Raw genomic sequence first — 25,834 nt, forward strand, 5'->3', positions numbered from 1 at the left:
TGCTATGGTTTCGTAAACGACTTGCGGATCGGGAAAGCGGTATCCAGGACACCAATTAAGCTTAGCGGCGGGATTAAAAGCACCGGAATCGCAATAAGGATCGGCACCGCTTTATTCCATCCTCGCTGATTTGCAAGGAAAAAGAAAAATCCGACAGCCTGAAACGTAAAAACAAAACTAAGCAGAGGAACCAAATTCATTAAAGCTACTGCAAAAAAAGAATCGCTCGTCCTTGATGCAAACAATTCCATTACATAAGTAAGCAGGTACAAAACAACGAGCAAGCGTGGCAGACGCCAATCCTTGGCACGCGTAAACCTTGGCACTTCTGGTCCGCCGCTCCACTTAACGGCTCTGCGCGAGACAAACTGCGAAATGACGGTAAGCCCGAACGCGATCATAATAAAGGTAACAGGGATCGAATTGATCATCGTGTGAATGACGATATCCGTCAGCTCTGAATCCCATTCCGTAGGCAGATAGCGCTGCGCCATTAGCTCCTCTACCGTCGAACGTACAAATGTGCTTAATTCTCCAAGGAGTGAAATATCGAGGAACACCTCGAAAATAAGCAGCTCCAGCATCAATTGAGCGAGAATTACGACACCGACCGTCCGAACAACCTTTGATGCGGTCGCTTGCTTTATGAACAAGTGGCCCATCACAATGGACGGTATGAGGAAAAACAATCCGATAATAAGTGTAGCCGGTCCTCCGATAATGAACGCCAGCACCCATACGGGAAGCAAATGCAATGCAATCGATTTTGGCGGCAAAGTCGTGTACAGCACGACATAAGGCACCATAAGCAGCAGCATAGCAATGACGTTAAAGAGCGGTACGAGAAGAGACAATAATAATAAGAGTGCCGCACAACTCCACAGCACTGGTTTCAAGCCGGTTTTCAAACCGTTCACCTCTTGCTTATATAATCTGGTTTCTTACGAAACTTTTACAACTCATTATAGCATAAAAGCTCAACATATCACGTACAATCCCACTCACTCGCTATTAGGATGAACACCCGCTTCGCCGCTCATACAAAAACAAAAAGACGGAACAGCAATCCCATTCCGCCTTAACTTCTTCCTATAATACCCCATTAGCTTTGAAAATAGTACCTTAAAACGGGCTGGCTTCGCCACCGTCTTAGTTATTATCCTGCAGCACTTTATGATGCTCCATAATAATTTTTTGGCAGTAATCGATAATCTCACTTCTGCGGACAATTCCGATAAAACGGTTCATGTCGTCGACGACCGGCACGAAATTTTGCAGCTTGGCCAGCGAGATCAGATCATCCATATTGGCATCGATTCGCACCGTCTTATTATTCATCCGAAGCGGCACATCCATGAGCCTTATTTTATTGGTCTGCTCAAGCGTCAGGTCAGCATGCTCCTTAATGTACCATAGCAAGTCGCCTTCCGTAACCGTGCCTGCATAGCCGCCATCATCGTTAATGATAGGCACCGCCGTATAACGGTGGTATTCCATTCTCTCAAGCGTTTGTCTTAATGTTGTGTCCTGCGTTAAGCATACGACATCCTGCTTCGGCAACAAAAAAAACGCAATATTCATTTCCTAACAACTCCGTCCCGTTTGCTCATTCCCAACCTTTTTTGCCCTAGGCAGCAGACGGACGGAGCAAGCAGCTTTTATGGCTGCTTTAGCGTCGTCTCGCTGCTCGATAGCGTCCCTACCTCTTTTGGCTTGTTCACTGTATACTTATCCGGCAAAATAAGGCTGGACGCAGGCGTATCTTCGTTTAACCAGCTTTTGATCATCGCCTGCACCTTCGCCAAATCATCCTCATCGGCAAAATAATACCATGCTCCGCCGCTTCTCAAGCGGTGTCCGCTGCCAAGCAGCGAGTGGCTGTAAATATTACGCTCCTTCGCCTGCAGCATGCCTTGACTAAAGTCGACAAGCTGCTGGGGACGCATATCCGTGCTAAAGTTGTCGCCCATAATATCCAAAAGCTGCGGAACTTTAGACCATTGATTCAATTGCTTCGCTTTATCCATTAGAAGTCCTAAAAAAATCTGATGCCGCTCCGTACGATTCATATCGCCGCCAGCATCCTCCCGGTAACGGACATAATTAAGCGTATCCTTGCCGTTATAGCTTTCCTGGCCCGCTTTGATGACAAATTTCTCGTGATCCGGATCGTCATTGACCATATCCTCTTCAATAGGAAGCGCGATACCGCCGAGCGTGTCGATCACTTGCCGAAAGCCTTCAAAATTAATAGAAGCATAATAATGAATAGGCGCGTCTAAGAAGTTTTCTACAGTATCCATGGCCATTCCCGCTCCGCCGAAAGCGTAAGCGTGCGTAATCTTATCCTTCTTGTCCTTCCCAACGATCTCCACATACATATCTCGCGGAATCGAGACCATGAGCAGATCACCGTCATTCGGACGAACAACCGTATAGATCATCGTGTCCGAGCGTCCAATTTCTTTGCCGCGCTGGTCAACCCCTAGCAGCAATACGGAGAACGGGTCCTGCTCCTTATCTATTGTACTAACCGGAACGGGTTCCCGTCCATCGATCGGTTTATAAGATTGTTCTAATTGTTTTTCAACATGGCTTTGCAAGAACCAATCAAATCCAAGTGCGGCCAAAGCCCCTCGGTTAAAAAAACCTGCAATAAGTAGAATAACGACTGCGGCAGACGCCGTGTATAACCATTTGCGTTTATTCATAAATGATGACTTCTCCTATCTATTCTATTCTTTTATAAATGGCTTTCTCAGTTTAGACGATAAAATGTCGAAACAGGTTACAAAACTTTTACAACGGATGGATACCATTTTGGATTTTTTTTATAAAGCAAAAAGGTCTATTGACTTTCAATGACGAATACAATCATTTCAAGTATATGAATAGAAAGGGTGACAATCTTGAACTTACCTCCCTCCATTCAACCGGACAAATCATCAACTGGTCTTGACCCTAAAGTAGCAGGCTTGCTTTGTTATCTAGGGGGCTTTATTACCGGTATTATATTTCTTATCCTCGAGAAGCAAAGCCGCTTTGTCAGACTGCACGCCGTTCAATCCATCGTCGTTTCCGTTTCCCTTTTCGTACTAAACATTTTTCTTGTATTTATTCCAATCCTCGGTGCAATTTTGGGCTTTCTTCTTCCGATTGTCGGCTTCGTCCTGTGGATCGGACTTATGCTGCTTACGCTGCAAGGCAGACTGGGCAAGCTTCCCATTATTGGCGATTGGTCGGAGCAGCAAGCCAACAAATTTTAACCTTTCTTTTCGTTCAAAAATGGGACGGCCTGCTGCCGTTCTTTTTTTGTTTGGCCTATAAGTTCATATGAACCATTCATTAAACCATACAAGTGATCTCGTAAAAACGAGGTATTGGCTAATATTGATCTATTGCTGCCTTAAAATCGGTTTTATTGGCTCTTTGAAGCCTTTTATCCGTGATTCAACGGTTTGATGAATGGGCTGAAAGTTCGTACTATTAAAGTAACTGAATACAAAATTGATTAAAAAGGATTGTGAACATTAATTATGGGTATAGGACTTAATCTATTTTTGGTTGCTTTACTGGTTGCGTTAACCGCTTTTTTCGTAGCTACAGAATTCGCTATCATTAGACTACGTTCCAGCCGCGTTGACCAATTGGTCGTTGAAGGAAAGAAAAATGCACTTGCCGTTCAACGAGTCGTAAGCAATTTGGATGGTTATCTGTCCGCCTGTCAGCTTGGCATTACCATTACAGCACTCGGCCTTGGTTGGCTTGGTGAGCCAACAGTTGAAAAGCTTCTGCTCCCTTTATTCGAACATTGGCAGATAAACAGTGATCTGAGTCATATTTTATCGTTTATAATTGCCTTCATCGTCATCACCTTTATCCACGTCGTCATTGGTGAGCTGGCTCCTAAGAGCATTGCGATTCAAAAAGCAGAGCTTGTCAGCTTTGCGGTGGTAAAGCCGATCATCTTCTTCTACAAAGTCATGTACCCATTTATCTGGGTTTTGAATGGCTCTGCCAACGCTCTCGTTCGTTTGTTTGGCCTAAAGCCAGCAAAGGAGCATGAAGAAGCACATTCCGAGGAAGAAATTCAAATCATTCTAAGCGATAGTTTAGAAAGCGGAAAAATTAACAATACGGAATATGGCTACGTCAACCGGATCTTTGCTTTTGATGAAATTTTATCCAAAGAAATTATGGTTCCGCGTACCGATATGTCCGTCTTATATAAGAACAATACTTTGCAAGAGAACATGGCTATTATTCGCAAGGAACAATATACGCGTTTCCCGGTTGCCGGCGACAGCAAAGACAATATTATCGGAATGATCAACACAAAGCAGCTGTTTCTACAATACCAAGTAAACAAAGAAATTGATTTTCAAACGCTTATTCAGCCTGTCATGTCTGTTTCCGAAGCACTGCCGGTGAAGACGCTTCTAACCAGAATGCAGCAAGAGCGCGTCCACTTTGCGATCGTCGTTGATGAATATGGCGGTACGTCAGGGCTTGTAACCATTGAGGATATATTAGAAGAGATCGTCGGCGACATTAGAGACGAATTTGATGCGGATGAACGCAAGGACATTGAGATGCTGTCGGATACGTCCTACCTTCTGGATGGAAAGGTGTCTTTAACGGAGCTAGGCGATCTAATCGGCACTGAGCTGGAGCATGAGAAGGTCGATACGATTGGCGGCTGGCTGTACAGTGAAATGGAGGACGCTAAGCCCGGCAAGCAATTCAGCTTCCTTAACTTAACCTTCACAGTACGCGAGGTTAGCAAGCATCGCATCAACAAGGTGGAACTATCGATCGCTCCGCATGACAAACTGCTTCAATCGAGGTAGGATAAACCTTTTATACGAGTACAAAGACGGTGTCTGTCGACACCGTCTTTGTTTTTTTAGAAAGGCGCATGCTGAAAACGGTTAAGGGAACTCTAATAAAAAAACATAGAGGAGAGGAATTTGAGATGCTGGTTAATACCATTTTCGGATTCATTATTCCTTGGCTTGCTGGGATTTACCTCGTTCGAAAAAGCCCAAAAATACTGCTGCTGATTTTCCCCGTTGGCGCCCTTATTTCGATGATTATCAATTCGCTCGGCTTTCAAATGAGGTTTTGGGACTTCACGCCCCTCATACCGGATGACCAGTCTGTATCTGCGATGCCGCTCGATCTTGGACTATACCCGCTATTGGCATGCTTTATGATACGGACCATCCTCTTGCATCGAAACAAAACAGCGCTCATTATTTTTTTGTACGTGCTGTTTACGACGCTGCTTGAGTATATAGGACTGCTGATTGGAAAAGTAACGTACGGGAACGGATGGAATATTGGCTTTACCTTCCTGTCCTATTTACTTGCCTTGGGCTGCGTTTATCTATACTTTAGGCTGCTTGAGCGGTTTCGCGTATTATAAATTTTTCTCGCCGTGCTCCTCTTTGTAGAGCGAGGAGCTGTTCTTGAACCATGTGAACAAATGGAGAACAACAACCTTTAATACTGCATATCCCGGCACGGCCAGTACGATTCCAGCGAGTCCAAACAAATTGCCTGCCGTCAAAATGACAAATATAATGGTGATCGGATGAATTTGCAAGCTTTTGCCCATGATCTGCGGTGAGATAAATTTGCCTTCAATAAGCTGAACGATCGTCCATATGACGATCAACTTCAGCAGCATGACGGGAGAAGTTACGAGCGCGACAACTAAGGCAGGCGTAATCGCGATTGCCGGGCCAAGATAAGGAATAACGCTGGTACAGGCTGCGACCAAGGCTAGCACAAGCGAGTATTCTAGTCCGATGACCAAATAACCCACATATAATAACAGCCCAATACAGAAGCTTACAATAATTTGCCCCCTAATATAGCTGCTAATTTGATCGTTCATCTCCGCCATAATTCGTTTCGTTTGCGGCTGCAGCTTGTTAGGCAGGAATCCAACAATCGTTTGCGGCAACTGCTTTCCGTCCTTTAACAAATAAAATAAAATAAACGGCAGCGTCACAATCGCAAGAATAATCTCCTTCAGTGCCCCCACAATAGAGCCTAAGCTCGAAAATGTTCGATTTAGCAGCGATGTAGCTCGCTCCGTAATATTACCCGTCAGCTTCGACGGATTTAAATTGAACCACTCCTGTATTTGAATAAAGCTGTTGCTGCCCATAAACTCTTCGAAATTTTGTCGCAGCTGATCCCCATATTTAGGAAAATTATGTGCGAAGCTTACAGCTTGTCCATTTAGAATCGGAATAACAATAACCAATAGGATCGTAATGAGCCCTGCGCCAATCAGAAAGAGAGCAATAATGGAAAATATCCGCTTAACCCCCTTTCGCTCCAAATAATCGACAGCCGGATTTAGCAAATAATAAGCAATTCCCGCCAATATGACTGGCAGCAGCAATGTTTTGAGGAGAACGGTAAATGGTGTGAAAATATAGGAAATCTTCGTAAATACCATAATGTTGAGCCCAGCGAGCAGCAATACAAGCAGGAACAATACGAATTTATTGTTTAAAATAAACGTTTTGAACCGCTCGGTGCCTGTTCTGACATTTTCCATAATGATGTACCTTCTTTCTTCATATGCAGGTGTTTATTTTCATTAATTGTAGCATTACGGTAAATATAAATGCGAATGGCGTCATTTCCGCAATTTGCTTGCAACTATTTCCATCAGCTTCGCGTATCATTATTTATGTGCACTACAATCCTAGGAGGGATTTCATTGTCTATATTTAAAAGATTGCGTGACCTTACATTATCAAATGTTTACTCACTTATTGAGAAAGCAGAGGATCCGATTAAGCTCACTGACCAATATATCCGCGATATGCAAGAGGATCTTTCCGATGCAGAGAAAGCGGTAGCCGCACAAATTGCAATCGAGAAGAAATTTAAGCAGCTTTATGAAGAGCAAGCACAGCTTGTAGAGAAGCGCGGAGAGCAAGCGCATCTTGCGGCACAATCCCAAAACATCGACCTCGCAAGGCGCGCCCTGGAAGAGAAGAAATCTGCTGAGCAGAAGGCTTCCGAGTACAAGGCGAATTTTGACCAGAATAAACTGCTTGCAGATAATCTTCGTGGCAAGCTTGATGAGATGCGCAAGCAGCTCACGGAGCTTAAGAATAAGCGTGAAACGCTTGTGGCTCGTTATAACGCAGCCAAAGCTCAGACTGAAATCAATAAAGCGATGTCGGGATTCGGAACCGATTCGGCGGCAGCCGGCATGAAGCGCATGGAAGAGAAAATGCTGCAAATGGAAGCGCAGGCCGAAGCGAGCAACGAGATTAACGCCAAGGGCAAGTCGCTAGATGATGAATTTGAAAAGCTAGGCAAAGACAAAGCGGTGGAAGATGAGCTGGCTGCTCTTATGAAGCAGTACGAGAAACAATAGTTCTTCCATTTATCTAACAATTAATGTATAGTATGACCGCTGGTGTTATAAATCGGATTACCGGTTATAACGGAAGGCGGTCATTTTTTCTAAACTTGAAACTTTGGAGGAACTAACTTATGTCTTGGATTGATCTTATTCGAATTCCGGTTTGGACAGGTGCAGGAGCCATTTTATTAGTCATTATTATGTTTTTGGATTCGCGCTTCACGAAGTACAATGATTTGCAGGAGATTAAGAACGGAAATACCGCAGTGACTACCCGCTTCGTATTGAAGCTGTTCGCGCAAGCGTATATCTTGTCGCAGTCGATCAGCAAATCAAGCGAAATGTGGGAGGCTCTCGTCATCTCGCTCGTCTCATTTGTCCTCTTGCTTGTGCTGGAGTGGATTGTCGAGAAAGTCGTCATTGCCATCAGCGGCATGAAGCTGGAGCAAGGCATACATGAGGGCAAGGTCGGTTACGCTTTGTTCGCAGGCTCGCTCCATATCGCTGGTGCGTTGATCATCGGATCTATCTAACTTTTTAGAAGGAGCATATAAGATGAGCTTGTTCAAAAGAATCAAAAACCTGCTTACTCCGGCGGAGCCTCCAATCGCAGAGAAAAGCATCATGACGCTGTCGCCTGGCGATGCATGCGAGGTCTCCTTAGTTACCTATAACATAACGGGCAGAACGCATAACCGTGCCCGCAATGCCATTGTTCTCACGCTCCAAGATGGCATAGCCATTCGATATTTGACCATAGAGGAACGGGAAAGAACCGTATATGCGCTGTATGACTCGATTGATGGGCGACTTGATTCCATTGACGAGGTACCTACCATTTTGGAGCTGGATGACCGCACTTATCATATGGAGGAGCAATTCTCCGGATTCATCATAGCAAGCGGCAAGACGCCTTACATGCAGGGAGGCGAACAGCATGTCTGGCAATATCAATCTGACGATATGAAGCTTCTTCGTATTGAATGGCAAAACGGACGCTTCATGCTCTATGAAGGAGAAAGCGTTCTGCCTGCCGATGTACGCGTGCTACGCGGCGGATAGGAGGAATACGATGAACAAATGGTGGCATCAATCGATTAAGTACCTGCTTCTCTTGAGCTTTATCGTCCCTCTTCTCACGGCTTGCGCCGTTTCGGATACGGTCAAGGAGCAATATCCGTTAGAATCGGTCAATGGCTCAGGCAATCAAACCTCATATGTGTATCGTGCTGAGAATCGTTCCGTCCCTGATGTCGCTAATGATTTTATCGATCAGCGCAATCCGGAGCAGCAGAGCGAAGTAAGCACAGAGCGGATGTTTCTTGTCTATTCCGATGAAATTATCCATTTGCAGCAAGCTCCAGACGTGCCGGAAGATACGCTTATCGAAATCGATTCAACCGAATATGTACGTCAAAATTATAGCTCAGGCTTTCTCCAAGGTTACTTAATCGCCAGCGTGCTCGACGATATATTCGATAAGGGCAAGTACGGCAAGGGTAAGTACCGCGGCTACTCCTCAAAGGATAAATACAAGCCTAAAACGACGTACAGAATGCCTACAGTTGAGGATAAGAAGATCGCTCCTCCCGTAACCGTGAATCGTACAGGATCGGTGTTCAAACGCTCGAAGGATGCCAATGCATCGACATCGACTTCATCAACGGCACCTACTACGAATAACGGTTCACAAACGAGTACCACCGTTAATAAGAAGAAAAGCTCGATCACGACTAAGCCCCCATCCAAAGGAAAAATCGTGAAAGACACCAAACAAAAAAGCAGCTCAAGCAAAGTATATAAGAAGCCGCGAACCTCAAAGCCATCGGTGAAGGCCGGCAAAAGCCGCATCACCCGGCGTCGCTGAGCCATATAGCAAGAGCAGTATCCTCGTTGAGGATACTGCTCTTTTCTTTGTGAATGGCTGGATAGGCTTATCAATAGCTTTCTTCAAGAACGTTCCTCTAGTAAATGCTTGATTCTTTTCAGGTCCTTGTTATTGGCCCTCTTCATCATCAACGACATAAATGGAGAAAATAACATCGAAAACCCGGTTGGATTGCCTTTGTTTCGCAAAGTCATTCGGGTTGATTGCTCGTCCGCAGATTCCCAAGTGTATGTCGTTTCCATCGGAAATGGACCGTCGTCCGTACTCATTACAAGCTTTTTCCCCGGGATATATTCGGCAATTTGATACACATAGGAGAGTTGTTTTCCGAGAAAAGCCGCTTTAAATGCAACTTTAGAACCGACCACAAGCGGCTTTGGCGTTTGCCATTCTGCCGAATGAATATTAACATACCATTCAGGGGCATGATCGGGGTTAGCCGCATATTCCGAAACGGTATCACGAGGACATTTGATTACGATTTCGGTAAATACATCTACCATTATTGTCTGACACCTCCTTAGAAAAAATGAAAGACGCGCATAAGACTCGCGCGCCTTACATCTAAATTAAGCTAACTGCTTCGCTATAGGCTCCCAGTAATTGGTGTGCCATCCGGATGCCAAATGCTCGCCTTGACCTTCCGGAAAACCGGAGTGGTCAAATATTAGCACTGTTCCGCTGCCTTGCTCCTTGAGCTCGAATTTGATTACGGAGTAAACGCCTTCCTCCCAATTAGCAACACGCCATGCTTGTACAACGCGCTTATTAGCTACGAGCTCGATGTTGCGTCCCAAGATCATGCCTCCGAAGCAAGAGAACCTTCCGCCTTCTTCTGTGCTGATTTCAGTTGGAGCGCCGCCGGTAGCCTGACTGAATTGCTCGCTGCTAATAAGGATGCCGTAAACACGCTCAGGAATAGCCGGAAACGTAATTTCTTGATGAATCGTTGCACTCATCATTACGCACCCGCCTTTAATTGCTCGTCCTTGTTCATGAGCCACTGCTCAAGCATTTCAATAGTCATGCCTTTAAGCATATCCGTGTGGTCTTGAATGGCGTGATGCCACATTGCTGCTTCTACTTTATACTTGTTTTCATCCGTAATTTCAATCCCGCAGCTGCATGATAATGTAGTCATTGATGGATAGCCTCCTATTCATTTACTATTTTTGCATTAATGCATGGCTTGTTCTGACCAAGGATCGACGCATGGGTCCTCGCCTTGTGCTATCGATTGCAGACGAGGCATGTAATGCATCCAGCCTTGTTCATGTGAGGCAACTTCCGTTGCCGGCAGATCGTAGTGTGTCAAGACAAGAAGAGTACCGTTATCTTTAGGGATTAGTTTGAATTCAACGTTACTAGATCCGGGAGGCACCGCCTTCGATTTCTCCCAGCCCCATGTCATGACGATTTTCTCGTTCGGAATAATTTCCTTATATTCACCCATTGCAATGTCGCTACCGTTAACATCAATGCGGTATTTGCCGCCAATACTTGGTTCGAGCAATACGTGACGCCCCATCCAACGTACTAATTTCACAGGATCGGTAAAAAATGAGAACAGTGTCTCCGGGCTGCATTCGATAAATATCTCTTTCTTGATCGAGTTATTGCTGCTGATTGATGTCATATTTTCTCCTTTCCTCCTCTTCCGCGGCTGCTTTGAGCAGCATTAAGCTGTCATCCCAGAAGCTCTCGATATACTGCATCAATTCTGCGAACCCTTCCCTCCTAATGCTATAAAATCGTTTGGTGCCCGCTCGCCTCACAATGACGAGTCCTGCTTCTTCTAAAACTTTAAGATGCTGCGAAATAGCTGGTGCTGAAATGTCAAAATGAGACGCAATAGCGCTGGAGGTCAGCTCCTCATTACGCACGAGATGTAAAATATCTCTGCGCCTTGGTTCCGTTATGGCTTGAATGGCTTTATCGATCATGCTATTAATTTAGCATACACTTAATTAAGTGTCAACTTAAATAAATGGCGATAACTTTTTTTTTGCTGACCTTGAGCGTTACTATCCTGATTACAATTGATTAGATCTCCCACATCGCTTTGTGATATTTTATACATGTATAGAACAAAATAAAAAAAGGAGTAATAATATGTCGATAACACTTGGTACCAAAGAAAATCCATGGAAATTAAAGACTCCTCCACAAACCTCCGAATATGAAATGTACAAAGATGAGAAAGATGGCAAAGCTATTATCGTTTGCACGGTAGGCAAAACCGTTCTACATTACGACAATCGCTGCATCGATGACTTATACGCTATGCTCAAGGAACATGGAGACTGGATAGAACTAGGCAGTGCTGATGAACAGAAACCAGCAAAAGAAGGCACGGTTGAGGCCTGGGGACGCTCTCCTGAAAATCCGATTGGCGGTTGGTACGGCTTGAAGAAAGGTTTTCGCGGCCGATTCGGCATGTATGTCCCACCGTTAATGGAGGCATTGGGGCTTGCGGAAGTCGAACACAATGCTAGGAACAACCGTATGAGGGCACTATAACGGAGATATCATAGATAGCTTTTCTCAGAAATAAAATAGAAAAATGGCGGTACAGGACTAGCCCCTGCCTCGCCATTTTTCATAATTTAAATCATTTATATTCTATCTATTTTGTAAATTCCTTTGTGCTTTGATCCTGCTGCTTATGTGGAAAGACTAGCTTCAGCATTGGAGGAGTTACAAGCGTCGTCACAATAACGACCATAACGACCGATGTAAAATATTGAGGCAGCAGCAGCCCTGACTCTAGGCCCGTCGCTGCGATAATGAGCGCCACCTCTCCCCTAGATATCATGCCAGCGCCTATCGCAAGCGACGAATGATTATTAAATCCAGTCAGCCTAGCGCCTAATCCTCCGCCGAGCAGCTTCGTAACGATAGCAACAAGCGATAACAGTATAATAAAGACGATCTGGCTGCCTACGCCGTCGAAGGTAATGTTTAAACCGATGCTGACGAAGAAGACCGGAACAAATAACGTATAGGCTATCGGCTCCACCTTCGATTCCACATCATGCTTAAACGACGTCTGCGAGATCGCGATACCGGCTGCAAAAGCACCAATAATGCCGGCAACGCCCATTTTCTCGGCAAAATAGGAAAAGGCAAAGCAGGCTATTAAAGCGGCGCTCATCGACGCTTCCGTAATTTTGAAACGAGCGAACAGCTTCATAAAATGCGGAATAACCCAAATGCTGACCGCGATTATAATAATAAAGAACAATACCTTCTTCCCAATCAATAAAGGGATGGAAACATTATCGGTTGTTCCAAGCAAGCTCATCATAACGGCCAGCAGCACGACAACAACGACATCATCCACAACTGCGGCGCCAAGTATAGTCGTACCCTCTTTAGTGCCCAGCTGATTCATCTCCTTCAGCGTTTGAACCGAAATGCTGACTGAAGTCGCACATAGCAATAAACCTAAGAACAGCGCCTCGGAATTCGATAGACCGAGTGCTGCTGCTACCGCATACCCTCCTACAAACGGCAGAATGATACCGCCTACCGCAACAGCAAAGGAAGCTTTCCAATTTTGTCGGAGCTGCTCCACGTCTGTCTCCAAGCCTGCAATAAACATAAGCAGAAGTACACCGATTTCAGCAAAATGACCGATGAAATCATCGGGCTGAACCCACCCTAGCAGTGCAGGTCCAATAATAATGCCAGCTAGGAGCTTGCCTAGTACTGCCGGCTGCCCTAACCGTACCGACAAATGACCAGCGACCTTGGTGGATATGATAATAAGTGCTAAATAAAATACGAACTGCATGCACACACACTCCTTTCACTACCCATTGAATTATCATGCAACAAAAAAGAGCCCGTATACATACGGGCTCTTGCAAAAAAAGCAAAAGGAGCCCTTGGTGACAGGCTCCTCCGCTTTCGTACATATTCACTTATCGACCTATTCAGTCGTGTAAGGAAGCAATGCGATTTGACGTGAACGTTTAACTGCGATTGTAAGCAAGCGTTGGTATTTCGCGCTTGTTCCAGTCACACGACGTGGCAAGATTTTGCCGCGCTCGCTGATAAACTTTTTCAGTAAATCAACATCTTTATAGTCAATTTTAGAAATTTTGTTTACAGTGAAGAAACACACTTTACGGCGTTTGTTGCGTCCGCCTTTACGTCCGCTGAACTTACGTTCTGGACGCTCGTCGCCACCGTTATCTCTTTGCTTGAAAGCCATGATGGATATCCTCCTTATCGTTGAAAATATTACAATTACACAACGGCTTTATCTCGCAATAAAGGCTGTGCAACCGTTCCATTGATACGCGAAGTAGATGCTACCCCGTTATCAAAATGGCAAATCATCCTCTGATATATCAATCGGGCGTCCGTCATCCTGAAACGGATCACGGCTGTCGTTACGTGAGTTATTACCAGATGGACGGTTACCACCGCTTTGGGAAGCGTTGTTGCCGCCGCCGAAAGATCCGCCGCCGCTGCTGCTTGCACCGCCGCTGTAGCTGCTTCCGCCTTCTTCTCGCGAGCCTCCTCCGCCTTCTCGATTGGATTCCAAGAACCGAACGTTATCAGCGATAACTTCCGTCACGTAGACACGTTTGCCTTCGTTGTTCTCATAATTCCGCACTTGAATGCGACCTTCAACCGCTGTTAAGCGGCCTTTGCGCAAGTAGTTGGCGCAGGTCTCGGCCAGTTGACGCCACGTTACAACCGGAATAAAATCCGCTTCACGCTCACCTTGACCGCCGCTCGTAAACGGACGATCTACCGCTAGCGTAAATTGTGTAACAGCAACGCCTGCAGGCGTATATCGAAGCTCTGGGTCTCTCGTCAATCTACCAATTAAAATAACACGATTCAACATCGTTTCTGACCTCCCAATCGAACAATCCAGCGTGGATTAAGCGACGTCTCTGACGATCAACGAACGGATAACTTCATCCGTAATCTTCATGATGCGGTCAAGTTCATTCACAACTTCAGTCGTTGCGTTGAAATGTACCAGTACAAAGTAACCATCACGAAGCTTATTGATCTCATACGCAAGACGACGTTTTCCGCTCACATCTTGCTTTGTGACCTCTCCGCCGTTGGAGATAATGCCATGGAATTTGTCAACGATCGCTTGCAAGGCTTCTTGCTCAACGTCTGGACGAACGATGTACATTACTTCATATTTGCGCATATTGTTTCACCTCCTCTTGGACTAACGGCCCCATAAATGGAGCAAGGAACGAGCTTCTGCTCGCATCTCTATACTATATCAAATCTAATCGCCTATGACAAGCGCAAATAACAGAAGCATACGATTATGCATAGATATGCAAATGGAAATGGAACTTACAGCCGTTATCTGCTACTTATGCAAATCGACTTCGCAGCAAATACTATGGCAGCGGCTTGATAAAACCTTATCAGTTCCGCTCTAACAAAATGAGGAGAGTGATCATAATGGGTGAAGGTACAATTTTCTCGCCAGGGGATAAAGCTCCTAATGATGGCACATACATCGAAGATGGGGTGAACTCCTTTCATATGGGCATTCAAAATCCGAAGAAGGTACATCTAAGCAAAGGTGAACGCTTTCCAGACACAACGAATCATGAGCGTAAATGGAAACGAATGGGCCATTAGATTTTAACAGCGCTTCTTGAATATTAGAGCTTGGCTCGGGACATTCTATGATCGACATTCACTCACGCGCATTCGAGCATCGTTACGCTAAACCGTTCAAGCGGATACGTATCATTGTGCTCAAAAGGGTTTAATGAAGCAACTGCTGATTTTCTCCGATTGACGAATGAAGACATGAAGAACTCCAAGGTTTCACATGCTTGCAGTGAGAAATTGAGCGACACAACCATCAACCACGGTCAAGAGGAGGGCTCGTGAGAGCCCTCCTCTTGAAGCTTCTATTGATCTCTTCTTATGGTGCTTAAACAATTAATGATTTTTATTCGTGCCAAGCTTTGCTTGGCCGGTCAGCGGGATAACCATACTTTTTTCTGTATGCTTTCCTCTCCGCCGTAAAATCCCACCACTGCTTATCGCTTCCTGGATCGTTCGCATGATGCACAGCGAGCCGCATAACGTCTTCGACGCACGGGTCCATCCAAACGCCGTGCAGCCGTTCCAGACGCTCCACAAGCTGCGCTCTCTCTCCGCCGCTCTTAATCTGCTCCAGGAAATAAAAGCCTAGCTCCACTAGATTATTCGCGAGGCTTGGGCCAATGGAAGGCACGGCTTGAAACTTTGCAAGCGCTAGCAAAAGGTTCGCCCTTGCTTCAGGTACATTTAAGCTCACGCTAAGTTCATCTGCCGAGAAACCTGCTACATCGATGAGCTTGATTTTTGCTTGTCGCAACCGCTTCCGTTCATCATCCGTTAATGGCAGCTTTGGCGTACTCAATGAGCGTACCTCCCTGAATATATAAAAAAAACGATTCGTCGATCGAATCGTTTGGCTGTTGTTATATAATGGCGGAGAAGGTGGGATTCGAACCCACGCACGGTTTGACCCGCCTAGCTGATTTCGAGTCAGCCCCCTTGGGCCTCTTGGGTACCTCTCCGCATGTAAAAATTATTGTATCACACGCCATGTCCTCACGCAAGTACTTGTCCAAAATAATTCTAGCATTCGGTTTGTTTCCGACTATATGCCAGTTATGCCATCATCCGATGTTTTTGAACGAAGCACCTTCTTCATGTTCTTCTCAAACTTTGCTCTTGGTATCAGGACACTATGCTTGCAGCCTACGCACTTAATGCGAATGTCCATCCCCATTCGAATGATCTCCATCTCATTAGAGCCGCATGGATGCTGTTTTTTCATTTGAACGACATCACCAAGCTCAAACTGCTTACGCTCCATCTTTTACGCCTCCCTTTTCATTGCGATGATATGTAACCATTCGTGGATATGGAATTTCAATTCCGCTGGCGTCCAGCGCCTTCTTAATTTCCATATTCAGCTTCCGAGCTACGATAGGATGCGTATTAGGACGGCATTCTGCGATTACGCGCAAGGTTACTCCTGTAGGAGCAATCGCTTGTATGCCCAGCACCTCTGGCGCATTGATAAGATTATCATCCTTCATCGTAACCATCGTATAGCGAATGACTTCAAGAGCGCGATCAACCTCTTCCTCATACGCAACCGAGATATCTACGACAGCAATCGTATTATTTATGGAGAAATTCGTAACCTCATTAATCATGCCATTGGGAACAATATGAACCTCTCCCGTCCAGCTCTGAATCCGCGTCGTTCGAAGTCCGATTACCTCTACCGTTCCTTTAAATTGCCCCGTTTGGATCACATCTCCAACTGCGAATTGATCCTCGAGCACAATAAAGAATCCTGTAATAATATCCTTCACCAAGCTTTGAGCACCAAAACCAATGGCAAGCCCCAGTACGCCTGCCCCCGCGAGCAATGGTCCCAAATTAATGCCGAACTCAGACAAGATTAGCATGACCGTTATGAAATAGACAACATAAGAAACGACATTTTTCAGGAGCTTGCATACGGTTGTCATGCGCCTTGTATGGTTTGGAGGCCGCTTGCTTTCGCGTTCAAGCACAACTCGATCGATGGTTTTATGTATGATCCATACCGCAAAACGTCCCACAATCAAAAAAAGTATTACGCGCAGCGCTGAACTGCCGAAAGCCTGCCATACATTATTGTCTGTCAACCATATAACAGCTTTGTCGTATCGTTCTGTGATTGACATCGTCATTCCTCCTCGACCTCACTATTCGCGCTTAAATCTCTAGTTGTTCATACCCAGATTGCAATGGTTTGAATATGCCTCTAATTTCTACATTTTCCTGCTCAATAACTTCCTTCACCAGAGACAAATCCTCTTCTGGAAAATGTATTGACAACGCGCAGCCTGCCGTTATTTCCTTTGGCGTTGGACAAATGTCGATTTCTATCTCAGCGTATTCGAGCAGCATCTCTGCGCGCAGAGCCTGCTGAGTGGAATCAAATGCAATTAACACGAGCAAGACCCCCATTGGTTTGCAGCGGCAAACATCCTTCATCGGCTTAGCCTTAAATATCAAACTACCTGACGTATAAAATGGTTGTCCCATCCATATACTAGTATCATATCGGTATTATCGGAGGGATTCTATGAAGCTTCCATTTATTAAAGAGACGCCATTAAAGGTACCCTATACGACCCCTAACGTTATCGGCATGCTGGTCAATCGCCTTACGACCTTCCTTGATGATATGGCGGATAACCGCCCTATTGTTGTCGTATGCGTTGGAACGGATCGCTCCACTGGCGATTCCTTGGGACCTTTAATCGGAACGTCCTTGGCAAAGTACCGCAGCCCTCATTTTTCATTATTCGGCACCTTAGAGAATCCTGTCCATGCCATGAATCTGGATGATACACTTTTAGAAATCAATCGTCGTTTCCATAAACCGTTCGTTATCGGAATCGATGCTTGTCTTGGCCAAGTATCGAGTGTAGGCAGCATTCAACTTGGAATCGGTCCTGTTCGCCCAGGTGCTGGCGTCAATAAGGATCTCCCTCCGGTTGGCGATATCCATCTAACCGGCATCGTAAATGTAGGCGGTTTTATGGAATACTTTGTCCTGCAAAATACACGTCTCCATCTCGTTATGAAGATGTCCGAAATTATTGCAATCAGCTTATTTACAGCTATTACAAACCATGCCCATCTCTCCACCAGCGTTCTTGAGCAAACGGCCGCGGCTGACAATATTTAAGTTTAACTATGCCGCATTATTTAGCTTCCAATATAGCTTTACGCTCTTCCGGTGTAAGCGGGTATGCGGATTCCCCTTTTTCAAGCGGCTTTGCATACACATACGTATTGTCCCGGCTGTGGATGCCCGTAAAAACAGCACCGTCCTTCTCTTCATTAACGATAGCGATTGAGAAGCTGAGATCACTACCCTGCTCGGAAAAAGCATTGTAACGAATGATGCCCACTTTACCTTTCTGATTGGGGAGTGACGTTTGCACAACAGCTAGCTGATCCTTCAATTGTTGGTTCGCTTGCTTCTGCTCAGCCAGCCCTTCCTTCAACTCAACGATGACATCTTCCATATTCGTTAAACCTGTATTCCCCATGACCGCTGTATATTGCTTCCTAAGCTTTTTCAGCCGCCCGCCAACAATTGCTATCCAAATAAATAAAATGATGACCAATAAAGCTAATACCACCGATACAGCATTCATCGGATTTGATGTCCAGTCTTCCATCGTTGTTGTTCCGCCCCCAATTCATTGCTAAGCCCCATACTGTTGTGCTATTTCCTTAATAGCATCCGTTAAAGCATCAATCTCCAAATCCGTTGTATAAATACCTACACTAGCACGTATCGCACCCGTTGCTGTCGTTCCTGCGCTAGCATGTGCGAGCGGTGTACAATGAAAGCCTGCTCGCACCGCAATTCGGTAATGCTGATCCAATATAAACGACAGCTCCGAGGGATCGACATTTTGTAAATTAAAAGCTACAATTCCTGTTCGATTCTCGCCTAATTCCGGACCAAGCAGCTTGACTCCCTTCACCGGCAAAAGACCTTGAATAAGCCTTTGCGTCAGAGTCCATTCCTTAGTATGGATGTTCTGTACCGTCTCATTCAGTACATGCTGAACACCCGCTTTGAGCCCTGCCAAACCTGGCGTATTTTGCGTACCTGCCTCATACCTGTCCGGCCTAACCTGAGGCTGCTCAAGCGCCTCTGATTGGCTCCCAGTTCCTCCATGCAGCAATGGCACCAATTCCAGCTCCGGATCGATGTACAGCCCTCCTGTGCCCTGTGGACCAAGCAACCCTTTATGCCCAGGGAACGCAAGCATATGAATGCCCATCGCCTTCACATCAACCGGAATAATCCCGGCACTTTGTGCAGCATCCACAAGCAGCTTAATGCCATGTTTTCTTGTGAGCTCCGCAATATCAGCAACCGGCATAATCGTTCCCAACAGGTTTGAGCTATGATTCACGACAACCAGCGTTGTATGAGGACGTATCGCTTTAGCAACGTCATCTATATTTAGGTTTCCACGTTCATCGGATTCTACATAGGTTACTTCAATGCCAATTGTTTGCTCCAAAAAATATAGCGGCCTTCTGACCGAGTTATGCTCAACCGATGTGGCAATAACGTGATCACCTGGTTTAAGCCAGCCTTTAATCGCCATATTAAGCGCCATCGTCGTATTGGATGCAAATGCAATATCATTTGGGTTTTTTATGTTAAACAGCTTTGCTAGCTGCTTGCGCGTTTCAAACAATACACGGCTTGCTCGCACAGCCATTGCATGGCTGCCTCTTCCAGGATTAGCAGCATCATTCAACATGGCATTTACGACCGCATCCGTTACAGCAGGCGGTTTAGGCCAAGAGGTTGCCGCATGATCCAAATAAATAACCGTTTGTTCATTGTTTATCACGATTTTCACGCCTTTCCAAGCTAACTAGTCACAACAATGGCATACCTTAGTTTAATCTTTCAAAAGCAAGATTTCAACTTAGGTATGCCATGGTTTGGTATAGCTATGCCATATACTGAAGCAGCTCTAGCAATCTTTCTAAATCCTGTTTGCTATAATACTGAAGCTCTATTTTGCCTTTATCTTTTTGCTGTTTTATCTTCACCGTTGTCTTGAATCGTTCCCTAAGCGATTCCTCTAAATGGTCGATGTAAGGATCGCGTTTTTTTTGATTCGGCTTTGTTTTGTCCTCTGGCTGCTTCGTATCCAGCTTCTGAATCGCCTCTTCCAGCTCGCGCACGCTCCACTCTAAGGAAACGGCAAGGTCGGCTAATTCCTTCTGTACCTTATCATCCTTAATGCCAACCAAAGCTCTTGCATGTCCCATGGAAATTGTTCCACGTGAAACATTGTCCTTGATTTCTGTTGGCAGTGAAAGCAATCGAACAAAGTTTGCGATGTGAGAACGAGATTTTCCAACCTTCATGGACAGTTCCTCTTGTGTAAGCTTGAACTTGTCAATGAGTGCTTGGTAAGCAATGGCTACCTCAATAGCGTTCAAATCCTCACGCTGAAGGTTTTCGATTAAAGCAATCTCCATAACCTGTTGATCGGTAAAGGATCTTACTACAGCAGGAATCGTTGCATTTCCGCAAAACTGAGAAGCTCGGAAACGTCTTTCCCCTGCAATGATCTCATAGCCCTTTAACACGGTACGTACAATAATAGGTTGAATGATGCCATGCTGCTTAATCGATTCCGCTAATTCCTTAATGGAATCCTCGTCGAATGTTTTCCTTGGCTGATACGGATTGGGTCTTAATTGAGTTAATGAAATTTCAACTACTTTGTCATCGTCATTAACAGAAAGCGATGGGATAAGCGCATCCAGCCCTCTACCTAGCCGCTTGCTCATACATAATCACTTCCTTTGCGAGTTCAAGATAAACTTCCGCACCTTTAGATCGTGGATCATATGTGATAATAGCTTGACCATGCGATGGCGCCTCACTTAAACGGACATTGCGAGGGATAATCGTTTGATAAACCTTCTGTTGAAAATACTTTTTTACCTCTTCAATAACTTGAATACCAAGATTCGTTCTTGCGTCCAGCATCGTGAGAAGAACGCCTTCGATCTGAAGGGTTGTATTCAAATGCTTTTGAACGAGTCTCACTGTATTTAATAGCTGACTTAATCCTTCAAGCGCATAATATTCACACTGAATAGGAATAAGTACAGAATCAGCTGCGGTCAATGAGTTAATCGTCAATATACCGAGCGAGGGAGGGCAATCGATTAGAACATAATCGAATTCATCCTTAACCAAATGCAACGATTTTTTCAGACGCAGCTCACGAGATATCGTTGGAACTAGCTCGATCTCCGCTCCGGCCAATTGAATAGTCGCAGGTATGATTTTCAAGCCTGGAACGCTAGTTTCGAACATAGCATCATTTGGATGGACATCATTAATAAGTACATCATAAATACAATTTGTTACATCGCCCTTGTTGATACCTAGTCCACTCGTTGTATTTCCTTGTGGATCAATATCAACTAGCAGTACTTTTTTACCAAGCGATGCTAAACAGGCAGCTAAATTGACAGACGTTGTCGTTTTTCCGACACCGCCCTTCTGATTGGCTATTGCAATAATTTTCGACAAAACCGGCTCACCTCTATGTGTAAAACTTATATGTGCTGTTTTCATGTTGACTGAACGAAAATGAAACTTTAGCTAAAAATGGCATCGCCGCCCTCAGTGAGGGCGGCACTAAATAAGTATAATATGAATGATTTTAAAGCATTCTATAACTATCGTTTAGGGATCTGAATGACAATTTCATAATGGTCATCATGATCCTTTTCGTTTGTCTTTATTTGCAATCCGGATCCTGAAACCATTTCAATCGATTGTCTAATGGTATTAAGAGCTAAACGTACATCCTTCGTAAAGGATATGCGTTTCGCTTTTTTCAGTTTCGTCGATTCCTTTAAGAAGGCGATTCTGACTTCCGTTTGCTTTACATTAAGATCTTTTGTAGTGATTTCTTCTAATACTTTAAGCTGTAATTCCTCTGTATCTAGCGACAGCAATGCTCTCGCATGACGCTCGGTAATTTTACGTTCCATTAACGCCATCTTAATCGTATCATTTAGCATTAATAATCGCAATTTATTTGCAATTGTGGATTGACTCTTGCCGAGGCGTTGGGCCAAGCTCTCTTGCGTTAGCTGATGAAGCTCAATCAGCTTCTGATACGCGACCGCTTCTTCAATAGCTGAGAGATTTTCACGTTGAAGATTTTCTATTAATGCAATAGATGCCGTCTGTGAATCATTGAATTCACGAACAATGCCTGGAATCGTATCATACCCAAGCTTAGTAACGGCGCGCCACCGACGCTCCCCCGCAATAATTTCATATCTTCCATTACGCATACGAACAACGATAGGCTGAATAACGCCATGCGTTTTTATCGTCTGGCATAACTCTTCAATTCTGTCGTCATCAAAAATCGTACGCGGTTGAAAAGGACTCGCATCAATTTCCTGAATCGGTATTTGCCGAACTTCTTCTTGAGGTATGCGCTGCTCGGACAGGCCGAACAATCGAGAAAATTGTTCTTTCATATCGCTAATTACCACCCGATCATGAGATAAACCTTGTTTTTAATCACTTCAAATGAAACCATTTTCTCCACTTAGCGTCGAAAACAATGAGTTTCATATAAAATATCAGCATATTTCCATATCGTGCCCAGAATATACTATTATTCTATTAAAAAGCAATTACAAGGTTTTTGCAATAAATACGCTTCAGCAGTAAGATTGGTTCATTGCCAATTAGATTATTTTCGGTCGCTAGAACCTCTCTCAGGTAATAATCGTCAACTGCACGGCGAACATCCATAACAATATTCATTCGGTAATGATAGGAGAGGCATCATTTAAAATATAATCAGGTATAGCCTATAACCCTTATACGATGCTTATATTCACCCGCATTACGAAGTATGCTGCACGATGGCAACCGCAATCGTACTCGCTAACCTAACGGATCGTCCTGTCTCTTCATCTACTTAATAATTCGACTACAGCTGAACGATCTCCTGCTTGACACTTCTTATGAACAAATAATTGTTGTATAAATATGGCGATAATTCTACTTACTCTTAATGTTTCACGTGGAACATATCACTACTACTAAATTAACGGTTGCTTAAGCGGTGTCCCTGCTTTTCTAGGGTATTTACGCGGAGTGCCTTCATGCTTCTCGATTAAAATAATATGACGCTCGGACTGCTCGTTTGGAAGAGACAACTGATGCTGAGATTTAATTTTGGCTTTTAGCTCTCTCAAACTAAAGGATGCTTCTCTGACCTCTTCATCAGTTTGAGAACCCTTCATCGCGGCGAACAAGCCGCCCTTCCTCACAAAAGGCAAACAAAATTCATTCAACACATTCAACCGTGCAACTGCTCTTGCTGTTACAACGTCATAGCTATCGCGATGCTCGGGCAGTTGTGCAATATCTTCAGCTCGACCATGCAAGCAAAGTACATCATCCAAACCAAGCTGCTCCTTTAGATGCGTGAGAAACTGAATTCTTTTGTTTAAAGAGTCAACGATCATCACCTGCAAGTGCGGGAAACAGATCTTTAAAGGAATACTCGGAAAACCCGCTCCAGATCCAATATCGGCAAGCTTGCGCACGCTGCTCATATTTGTATAGAAGGAAAGCGAAACCGAGTCGTAAAAATGCTTTTCGTAAACGGCATCTCTTTCCGTAATGCCAGTCAAATTCATCTTTTCGTTCCACTCGACAAGCAGCCGGTAATAAAGCTCAAACTGATTGAGTTGAACGGGAGAAAGCGGAATTCCACTCTCCTCCATTCGTGTCGTAAACCATTTCAATGTTTCATCCATATTATGAACCTCTCGCTGCCGTTACACGGTTATAATGCTCCAAGTAAACGAGTAGAATTGAAATATCCGCTGGTGTTACGCCGGCAATGCGAGATGCTTGCCCAATCGAAAGCGGCCGAATAAGACTAAGCTTCTGCTTCGCCTCCGAAGCCAAACTGCGAACATCACCATAATCGATATCATCTGGTATCCGCTTTTTCTCCATTTTGTTGAGACGCTCAACCTGTACAAGCTGCTTCTCAATATAACCAGCATATTTAATTTGAATTTCGACCTGCTCTTTCATTTCCTCCGACATTTCCGGAACGGAAGGAACGACAGTCTCAAGCATCGCATACGTAACTTCCGGACGACGAAGCAGCGATAAGGCATCCGTTCCATGCTCCATCGGCGCTGTACCAGCAGCTGTCAGCATATCATTGACTTGGTCCGGCTTTACCTTTGTTCCACGCAAACGTTCAATGTCGATTTCAACTAACTCTTTTTTACGCAAAAATTTATTGTAACGCTCTTCCGAAATAAGACCGATCTCATAGCCAGTTGGCGTCAAGCGCAGATCCGCATTGTCGTGACGGAGCAGCAAACGATATTCCGCTCTTGAAGTAAGCAAGCGGTAAGGATCATTTGTACCTTTCGTAACGAGATCATCGATCATGACCCCGATATACCCTTCAGAACGGCCAATGATAATCGGTTCTTTGCCTTGCACTTTACGTGCTGCATTAATGCCGGCCATAACGCCTTGTCCTGCTGCTTCTTCATATCCAGAGGTTCCGTTAATTTGTCCAGCTGTAAATAAGCTATCGATCACCTTTGTCTCCAAGGATGGCCATAGCTGAGTAGGCACCACGGCATCATATTCAATCGCATAGCCGTTACGCATCATTTCAACTTTTTCCAAACCTGGTATTGATCGTAAAATGCCGAGCTGTACATCCTCTGGCATACTTGTAGATAGACCCTGCACATAATACTCGGAAGTATTTTTACCTTCAGGCTCCAGGAAAATTTGATGTTTAGGCTTATCCGCGAAACGTACAATTTTGTCCTCGATAGAAGGGCAGTAGCGTGGACCTGTTCCCTCGATAGCGCCCGAGAACATTGGAGCACGATGCAAGTTGTCATTAATAATTTTGTGCGTCGCTTCTGATGTATACGTCAACCAGCAAGGAAGCTGTTCATTCGTTGATGACTCAGTTTCATGGGAGAAAAACTTAGGCTGGTCATCACCTGGTTGAATTTCGGTTTTGGAGAAATCAATCGAATCCTTATGCACGCGCGGAGGCGTACCCGTTTTAAAACGAACGAGCTCCAATCCGTTTTCTTTCAAGCTAGCGGATAATCGAATTGAAGGTTGTTGATTGTTCGGACCGCTCTCGTACATCAGCTCGCCCATAATAATTTTACCGCGCAAATACGTACCTGTTGTAACCACCGTTGTACGTGCGCGATATTCCGCACCTGTTTTGGTTACGATTCCTAAGCATTTTCCGTCTTCAACGATAAGCTCCTCCGCCATCCCTTGACGAAGCGTCAAATGCGGGGTTTCCTCGATTGTCTTTTTCATGACATGCTGATAATCAAATTTGTCGGCTTGTGCACGAAGTGCATGCACAGCCGGTCCTTTACCTGTATTGAGCATTCTCATTTGAATAAAGGTTTTATCGATATTGCGTCCCATCTCGCCGCCCAGCGCATCAATCTCACGCACAACATGCCCTTTTGCAGGACCGCCGATCGATGGATTACAAGGCATAAAAGCAACCATGTCTAAATTTATCGTAAGCAGAAGCGTCTCGCAGCCCATACGAGCCGCAGCAAGCGCAGCCTCACAGCCAGCATGCCCCGCTCCGATGACGATAACGTCATATTCACCAGCTAAATACCTCATTGTCTTTTTACCCTCCTAAAGGTTTTCGAAGAAAACCTACTTCGTAAGCATTATCTTAGGTTTTCGAAGAAAACCTACTTCGTAAGCATTATCTTAGGTTTTCAAAGTAAACCACATCGTAAGCTTGCAACAACAACTTAAGCTTTAATATTTGAAGAAAACCTACATGATTAACTAGCTAGGCTTTCACTGCTATTATAAATTGAAACTCAGTTAACGCTTCAATATACACCTT

Annotated in this window: 34 protein-coding genes and 1 tRNA gene; 10 read left to right on the forward strand and 25 right to left on the reverse strand. The window is 44.7% G+C overall.

The features are described 5' to 3' along the window. Positions 1 to 2 precede the first annotated feature (2 nt). The 3 genes from AC2TDN_RS14115 to AC2TDN_RS14125 all read right to left on the reverse strand — a co-directional run bounded on the left by AC2TDN_RS14115 (position 3) and on the right by AC2TDN_RS14125 (position 2,711). Positions 3 to 908, reverse strand: coding sequence for a DUF2232 domain-containing protein (locus tag AC2TDN_RS14115; RefSeq protein WP_482066246.1), 906 nt, complete (start codon positions 906 to 908; stop codon positions 3 to 5). A gap of 241 nt (positions 909 to 1,149) precedes the next feature. Continuing rightward, positions 1,150 to 1,581: a CBS domain-containing protein gene (locus tag AC2TDN_RS14120; RefSeq protein WP_482066247.1), complete on the reverse strand. Its 432-nt coding sequence runs from the start codon at positions 1,579 to 1,581 to the stop codon at positions 1,150 to 1,152. A gap of 77 nt (positions 1,582 to 1,658) precedes the next feature. Next, a complete protein-coding gene (locus AC2TDN_RS14125; protein WP_484688431.1) occupies positions 1,659 to 2,711 on the reverse strand; it encodes an LCP family protein in 1,053 nt (350 codons plus the stop codon). Between the two features lie 198 nt (positions 2,712 to 2,909). Here AC2TDN_RS14125 and AC2TDN_RS14130 point away from each other — a divergent pair, with 198 nt between their 5' ends. From AC2TDN_RS14130 to AC2TDN_RS14140, 3 genes are all read left to right on the forward strand, one after another. After that, on the forward strand, positions 2,910 to 3,266 hold the full coding sequence (locus AC2TDN_RS14130) for a DUF4870 domain-containing protein (RefSeq protein ID WP_482066249.1): 357 nt from the start codon (positions 2,910 to 2,912) through the stop codon (positions 3,264 to 3,266). 270 nt (positions 3,267 to 3,536) lie between these two features. Next, positions 3,537 to 4,850 (forward strand): hemolysin family protein, encoded by a 1,314-nt coding sequence (locus AC2TDN_RS14135; protein WP_484688432.1) that lies wholly within the window; start codon positions 3,537 to 3,539, stop codon positions 4,848 to 4,850. Between the two features lie 125 nt (positions 4,851 to 4,975). Next, entirely contained in the window at positions 4,976 to 5,428 is a 453-nt protein-coding gene (locus AC2TDN_RS14140; RefSeq protein ID WP_484688433.1) for a CBO0543 family protein, read from the forward strand. Here AC2TDN_RS14140 and AC2TDN_RS14145 read toward each other — a convergent pair. After that, positions 5,423 to 6,577, reverse strand: coding sequence for an AI-2E family transporter (locus AC2TDN_RS14145; protein WP_484688434.1), 1,155 nt, complete (start codon positions 6,575 to 6,577; stop codon positions 5,423 to 5,425). The two genes, AC2TDN_RS14140 and AC2TDN_RS14145, sit on opposite strands and share 6 nt — an antisense overlap. Before the next feature lie 165 nt (positions 6,578 to 6,742). Here AC2TDN_RS14145 and AC2TDN_RS14150 point away from each other — a divergent pair, with 165 nt between their 5' ends. From AC2TDN_RS14150 to AC2TDN_RS14165, 4 genes are all read left to right on the forward strand, one after another. Next, entirely contained in the window at positions 6,743 to 7,411 is a 669-nt protein-coding gene (locus AC2TDN_RS14150; protein WP_482066253.1) for a PspA/IM30 family protein, read from the forward strand. Positions 7,412 to 7,530: 119 nt separating this feature from the next. Further along, positions 7,531 to 7,932: a DUF350 domain-containing protein gene (locus AC2TDN_RS14155; protein WP_482066254.1), complete on the forward strand. Its 402-nt coding sequence runs from the start codon at positions 7,531 to 7,533 to the stop codon at positions 7,930 to 7,932. Between the two features lie 22 nt (positions 7,933 to 7,954). Beyond that, the gene (locus AC2TDN_RS14160) at positions 7,955 to 8,461 is read left to right on the forward strand and encodes a DUF4178 domain-containing protein (protein WP_482066255.1); all 507 of its coding nucleotides are present in this window, start codon (positions 7,955 to 7,957) and stop codon (positions 8,459 to 8,461) included. Positions 8,462 to 8,471: 10 nt separating this feature from the next. After that, positions 8,472 to 9,266 carry a DUF4247 domain-containing protein gene (locus AC2TDN_RS14165; RefSeq protein ID WP_484688435.1) on the forward strand — a complete coding sequence of 265 codons (795 nt, stop codon included), beginning with the start codon at positions 8,472 to 8,474 and terminating at the stop codon, positions 9,264 to 9,266. Between the two features lie 83 nt (positions 9,267 to 9,349). Here AC2TDN_RS14165 and AC2TDN_RS14170 read toward each other — a convergent pair whose 3' ends face one another. The 5 genes from AC2TDN_RS14170 to AC2TDN_RS14190 all read right to left on the reverse strand — a co-directional run bounded on the left by AC2TDN_RS14170 (position 9,350) and on the right by AC2TDN_RS14190 (position 11,230). Then, positions 9,350 to 9,790 carry an SRPBCC family protein gene (locus AC2TDN_RS14170; protein ID WP_484688436.1) on the reverse strand — a complete coding sequence of 147 codons (441 nt, stop codon included), beginning with the start codon at positions 9,788 to 9,790 and terminating at the stop codon, positions 9,350 to 9,352. A gap of 66 nt (positions 9,791 to 9,856) precedes the next feature. Further along, positions 9,857 to 10,249, reverse strand: a complete 393-nt coding sequence (locus AC2TDN_RS14175; protein ID WP_484688437.1) for an SRPBCC domain-containing protein — start codon at positions 10,247 to 10,249, stop codon at positions 9,857 to 9,859. After that, positions 10,249 to 10,428, reverse strand: a complete 180-nt coding sequence (locus AC2TDN_RS14180) for a hypothetical protein (RefSeq protein WP_484688438.1) — start codon at positions 10,426 to 10,428, stop codon at positions 10,249 to 10,251. The genes AC2TDN_RS14175 and AC2TDN_RS14180 overlap by 1 nt, the downstream gene beginning before the upstream one ends. 36 nt (positions 10,429 to 10,464) lie before the next feature. After that, positions 10,465 to 10,923 (reverse strand): SRPBCC family protein, encoded by a 459-nt coding sequence (locus tag AC2TDN_RS14185; protein ID WP_484688439.1) that lies wholly within the window; start codon positions 10,921 to 10,923, stop codon positions 10,465 to 10,467. After that, positions 10,901 to 11,230, reverse strand: a complete 330-nt coding sequence (locus AC2TDN_RS14190; RefSeq protein WP_482066261.1) for an ArsR/SmtB family transcription factor — start codon at positions 11,228 to 11,230, stop codon at positions 10,901 to 10,903. The genes AC2TDN_RS14185 and AC2TDN_RS14190 overlap by 23 nt, the downstream gene beginning before the upstream one ends. Positions 11,231 to 11,399: 169 nt before the next feature. Between AC2TDN_RS14190 and AC2TDN_RS14195 the strand changes: the two genes are divergently transcribed. Then, positions 11,400 to 11,807: a DUF6855 family protein gene (locus AC2TDN_RS14195; protein WP_484688440.1), complete on the forward strand. Its 408-nt coding sequence runs from the start codon at positions 11,400 to 11,402 to the stop codon at positions 11,805 to 11,807. A 106-nt stretch (positions 11,808 to 11,913) separates the two neighbouring features. Here AC2TDN_RS14195 and AC2TDN_RS14200 read toward each other — a convergent pair whose 3' ends face one another. The 4 genes from AC2TDN_RS14200 to rpsF all read right to left on the reverse strand — a co-directional run bounded on the left by AC2TDN_RS14200 (position 11,914) and on the right by rpsF (position 14,472). After that, positions 11,914 to 13,083 carry a cation:proton antiporter gene (locus AC2TDN_RS14200; protein WP_482066263.1) on the reverse strand — a complete coding sequence of 390 codons (1,170 nt, stop codon included), beginning with the start codon at positions 13,081 to 13,083 and terminating at the stop codon, positions 11,914 to 11,916. Positions 13,084 to 13,221: 138 nt separating this feature from the next. Next, complete coding sequence (rpsR, locus tag AC2TDN_RS14205; RefSeq protein ID WP_056637907.1) at positions 13,222 to 13,506, reverse strand: 30S ribosomal protein S18; 285 nt, start codon at positions 13,504 to 13,506, stop codon at positions 13,222 to 13,224. A gap of 111 nt (positions 13,507 to 13,617) precedes the next feature. Then, positions 13,618 to 14,151, reverse strand: a complete 534-nt coding sequence (gene ssb, locus AC2TDN_RS14210) for a single-stranded DNA-binding protein (protein ID WP_484688441.1) — start codon at positions 14,149 to 14,151, stop codon at positions 13,618 to 13,620. Between the two features lie 36 nt (positions 14,152 to 14,187). Beyond that, positions 14,188 to 14,472: a 30S ribosomal protein S6 gene (rpsF, locus tag AC2TDN_RS14215; RefSeq protein WP_053373427.1), complete on the reverse strand. Its 285-nt coding sequence runs from the start codon at positions 14,470 to 14,472 to the stop codon at positions 14,188 to 14,190. Positions 14,473 to 14,738: 266 nt separating this feature from the next. On the opposite strand from rpsF, the gene AC2TDN_RS14220 reads away from it, so the two are divergent. After that, complete coding sequence (locus AC2TDN_RS14220; protein WP_482066265.1) at positions 14,739 to 14,921, forward strand: YjzC family protein; 183 nt, start codon at positions 14,739 to 14,741, stop codon at positions 14,919 to 14,921. 319 nt (positions 14,922 to 15,240) lie between these two features. Here AC2TDN_RS14220 and AC2TDN_RS14225 read toward each other — a convergent pair whose 3' ends face one another. The 5 genes from AC2TDN_RS14225 to AC2TDN_RS14245 form a co-directional block, all read right to left on the reverse strand. Then, a complete protein-coding gene (locus AC2TDN_RS14225) occupies positions 15,241 to 15,696 on the reverse strand; it encodes a helix-hairpin-helix domain-containing protein (RefSeq protein WP_484688442.1) in 456 nt (151 codons plus the stop codon). 69 nt (positions 15,697 to 15,765) lie between these two features. Continuing rightward, positions 15,766 to 15,856 (reverse strand) — tRNA-Ser (locus AC2TDN_RS14230). 83 nt (positions 15,857 to 15,939) lie between these two features. Continuing rightward, complete coding sequence (locus AC2TDN_RS14235) at positions 15,940 to 16,158, reverse strand: DUF951 domain-containing protein (RefSeq protein WP_484688443.1); 219 nt, start codon at positions 16,156 to 16,158, stop codon at positions 15,940 to 15,942. After that, positions 16,148 to 17,023, reverse strand: coding sequence for a mechanosensitive ion channel family protein (locus tag AC2TDN_RS14240; RefSeq protein WP_482066268.1), 876 nt, complete (start codon positions 17,021 to 17,023; stop codon positions 16,148 to 16,150). Before AC2TDN_RS14240 ends, AC2TDN_RS14235 begins: the two co-directional genes overlap by 11 nt. 31 nt (positions 17,024 to 17,054) lie before the next feature. Then, complete coding sequence (locus AC2TDN_RS14245; protein WP_482066301.1) at positions 17,055 to 17,309, reverse strand: putative Se/S carrier protein; 255 nt, start codon at positions 17,307 to 17,309, stop codon at positions 17,055 to 17,057. 118 nt (positions 17,310 to 17,427) lie between these two features. Between AC2TDN_RS14245 and yyaC the strand changes: the two genes are divergently transcribed. Then, positions 17,428 to 18,036, forward strand: a complete 609-nt coding sequence (gene yyaC / locus AC2TDN_RS14250; RefSeq protein ID WP_484688444.1) for a spore protease YyaC — start codon at positions 17,428 to 17,430, stop codon at positions 18,034 to 18,036. Positions 18,037 to 18,052: 16 nt separating this feature from the next. Here the strand turns inward: yyaC and AC2TDN_RS14255 are convergent, their stop codons facing one another. The 7 genes from AC2TDN_RS14255 to mnmG form a co-directional block, all read right to left on the reverse strand. Continuing rightward, a complete protein-coding gene (locus AC2TDN_RS14255; protein ID WP_482066270.1) occupies positions 18,053 to 18,535 on the reverse strand; it encodes a DUF4446 family protein in 483 nt (160 codons plus the stop codon). Positions 18,536 to 18,562: 27 nt separating this feature from the next. Beyond that, complete coding sequence (locus AC2TDN_RS14260) at positions 18,563 to 19,732, reverse strand: aminotransferase class V-fold PLP-dependent enzyme (protein WP_484688460.1); 1,170 nt, start codon at positions 19,730 to 19,732, stop codon at positions 18,563 to 18,565. A 106-nt stretch (positions 19,733 to 19,838) separates the two neighbouring features. Next, positions 19,839 to 20,690: a ParB/RepB/Spo0J family partition protein gene (locus AC2TDN_RS14265; protein ID WP_482066271.1), complete on the reverse strand. Its 852-nt coding sequence runs from the start codon at positions 20,688 to 20,690 to the stop codon at positions 19,839 to 19,841. Further along, entirely contained in the window at positions 20,671 to 21,444 is a 774-nt protein-coding gene (locus tag AC2TDN_RS14270) for a ParA family protein (RefSeq protein WP_482066272.1), read from the reverse strand. The genes AC2TDN_RS14265 and AC2TDN_RS14270 overlap by 20 nt, the downstream gene beginning before the upstream one ends. A gap of 149 nt (positions 21,445 to 21,593) precedes the next feature. Then, a complete protein-coding gene (noc, locus tag AC2TDN_RS14275; RefSeq protein WP_482066273.1) occupies positions 21,594 to 22,412 on the reverse strand; it encodes a nucleoid occlusion protein in 819 nt (272 codons plus the stop codon). 573 nt (positions 22,413 to 22,985) lie between these two features. Next, positions 22,986 to 23,708, reverse strand: coding sequence for a 16S rRNA (guanine(527)-N(7))-methyltransferase RsmG (gene rsmG, locus AC2TDN_RS14280; RefSeq protein WP_482066274.1), 723 nt, complete (start codon positions 23,706 to 23,708; stop codon positions 22,986 to 22,988). A 1-nt stretch (position 23,709) separates the two neighbouring features. Then, positions 23,710 to 25,599 carry a tRNA uridine-5-carboxymethylaminomethyl(34) synthesis enzyme MnmG gene (mnmG, locus tag AC2TDN_RS14285; RefSeq protein ID WP_484688445.1) on the reverse strand — a complete coding sequence of 630 codons (1,890 nt, stop codon included), beginning with the start codon at positions 25,597 to 25,599 and terminating at the stop codon, positions 23,710 to 23,712. Positions 25,600 to 25,834: the final 235 nt, after the last annotated feature.

This window comes from Paenibacillus sp. Y660 (assembly GCF_057221575.1).

Coding starts and splice junctions, on each gene's coding strand:
- AC2TDN_RS14135 (WP_484688432.1), top strand. CDS start 3,537: ATGGGTATAGGACTTAATCTATTTTTGGTTGCTTTACTGGTTGCGTTA.
- AC2TDN_RS14255 (WP_482066270.1), bottom strand. CDS start 18,535: ATGGAAGACTGGACATCAAATCCGATGAATGCTGTATCGGTGGTATTA.
- AC2TDN_RS14185 (WP_484688439.1), bottom strand. CDS start 10,923: ATGACATCAATCAGCAGCAATAACTCGATCAAGAAAGAGATATTTATC.
- AC2TDN_RS14245 (WP_482066301.1), bottom strand. CDS start 17,309: ATGGGGGTCTTGCTCGTGTTAATTGCATTTGATTCCACTCAGCAGGCT.
- AC2TDN_RS14240 (WP_482066268.1), bottom strand. CDS start 17,023: ATGTCAATCACAGAACGATACGACAAAGCTGTTATATGGTTGACAGAC.
- AC2TDN_RS14180 (WP_484688438.1), bottom strand. CDS start 10,428: ATGACTACATTATCATGCAGCTGCGGGATTGAAATTACGGATGAAAAC.
- AC2TDN_RS14125 (WP_484688431.1), bottom strand. CDS start 2,711: ATGAATAAACGCAAATGGTTATACACGGCGTCTGCCGCAGTCGTTATT.
- ssb (WP_484688441.1), bottom strand. CDS start 14,151: ATGTTGAATCGTGTTATTTTAATTGGTAGATTGACGAGAGACCCAGAG.
- rpsF (WP_053373427.1), bottom strand. CDS start 14,472: ATGCGCAAATATGAAGTAATGTACATCGTTCGTCCAGACGTTGAGCAA.
- AC2TDN_RS14195 (WP_484688440.1), top strand. CDS start 11,400: ATGTCGATAACACTTGGTACCAAAGAAAATCCATGGAAATTAAAGACT.
- AC2TDN_RS14190 (WP_482066261.1), bottom strand. CDS start 11,230: ATGATCGATAAAGCCATTCAAGCCATAACGGAACCAAGGCGCAGAGAT.
- AC2TDN_RS14170 (WP_484688436.1), bottom strand. CDS start 9,790: ATGGTAGATGTATTTACCGAAATCGTAATCAAATGTCCTCGTGATACC.
- AC2TDN_RS14140 (WP_484688433.1), top strand. CDS start 4,976: ATGCTGGTTAATACCATTTTCGGATTCATTATTCCTTGGCTTGCTGGG.
- AC2TDN_RS14145 (WP_484688434.1), bottom strand. CDS start 6,577: ATGGAAAATGTCAGAACAGGCACCGAGCGGTTCAAAACGTTTATTTTA.
- AC2TDN_RS14155 (WP_482066254.1), top strand. CDS start 7,531: ATGTCTTGGATTGATCTTATTCGAATTCCGGTTTGGACAGGTGCAGGA.
- AC2TDN_RS14265 (WP_482066271.1), bottom strand. CDS start 20,690: ATGAGCAAGCGGCTAGGTAGAGGGCTGGATGCGCTTATCCCATCGCTT.
- AC2TDN_RS14235 (WP_484688443.1), bottom strand. CDS start 16,158: ATGGAGCGTAAGCAGTTTGAGCTTGGTGATGTCGTTCAAATGAAAAAA.
- AC2TDN_RS14120 (WP_482066247.1), bottom strand. CDS start 1,581: ATGAATATTGCGTTTTTTTTGTTGCCGAAGCAGGATGTCGTATGCTTA.
- rsmG (WP_482066274.1), bottom strand. CDS start 23,708: ATGGATGAAACATTGAAATGGTTTACGACACGAATGGAGGAGAGTGGA.
- AC2TDN_RS14200 (WP_482066263.1), bottom strand. CDS start 13,083: ATGCAGTTCGTATTTTATTTAGCACTTATTATCATATCCACCAAGGTC.
- AC2TDN_RS14175 (WP_484688437.1), bottom strand. CDS start 10,249: ATGATGAGTGCAACGATTCATCAAGAAATTACGTTTCCGGCTATTCCT.
- mnmG (WP_484688445.1), bottom strand. CDS start 25,599: ATGAGGTATTTAGCTGGTGAATATGACGTTATCGTCATCGGAGCGGGG.
- AC2TDN_RS14220 (WP_482066265.1), top strand. CDS start 14,739: ATGGGTGAAGGTACAATTTTCTCGCCAGGGGATAAAGCTCCTAATGAT.
- yyaC (WP_484688444.1), top strand. CDS start 17,428: ATGAAGCTTCCATTTATTAAAGAGACGCCATTAAAGGTACCCTATACG.
- rpsR (WP_056637907.1), bottom strand. CDS start 13,506: ATGGCTTTCAAGCAAAGAGATAACGGTGGCGACGAGCGTCCAGAACGT.
- noc (WP_482066273.1), bottom strand. CDS start 22,412: ATGAAAGAACAATTTTCTCGATTGTTCGGCCTGTCCGAGCAGCGCATA.
- AC2TDN_RS14165 (WP_484688435.1), top strand. CDS start 8,472: ATGAACAAATGGTGGCATCAATCGATTAAGTACCTGCTTCTCTTGAGC.
- AC2TDN_RS14160 (WP_482066255.1), top strand. CDS start 7,955: ATGAGCTTGTTCAAAAGAATCAAAAACCTGCTTACTCCGGCGGAGCCT.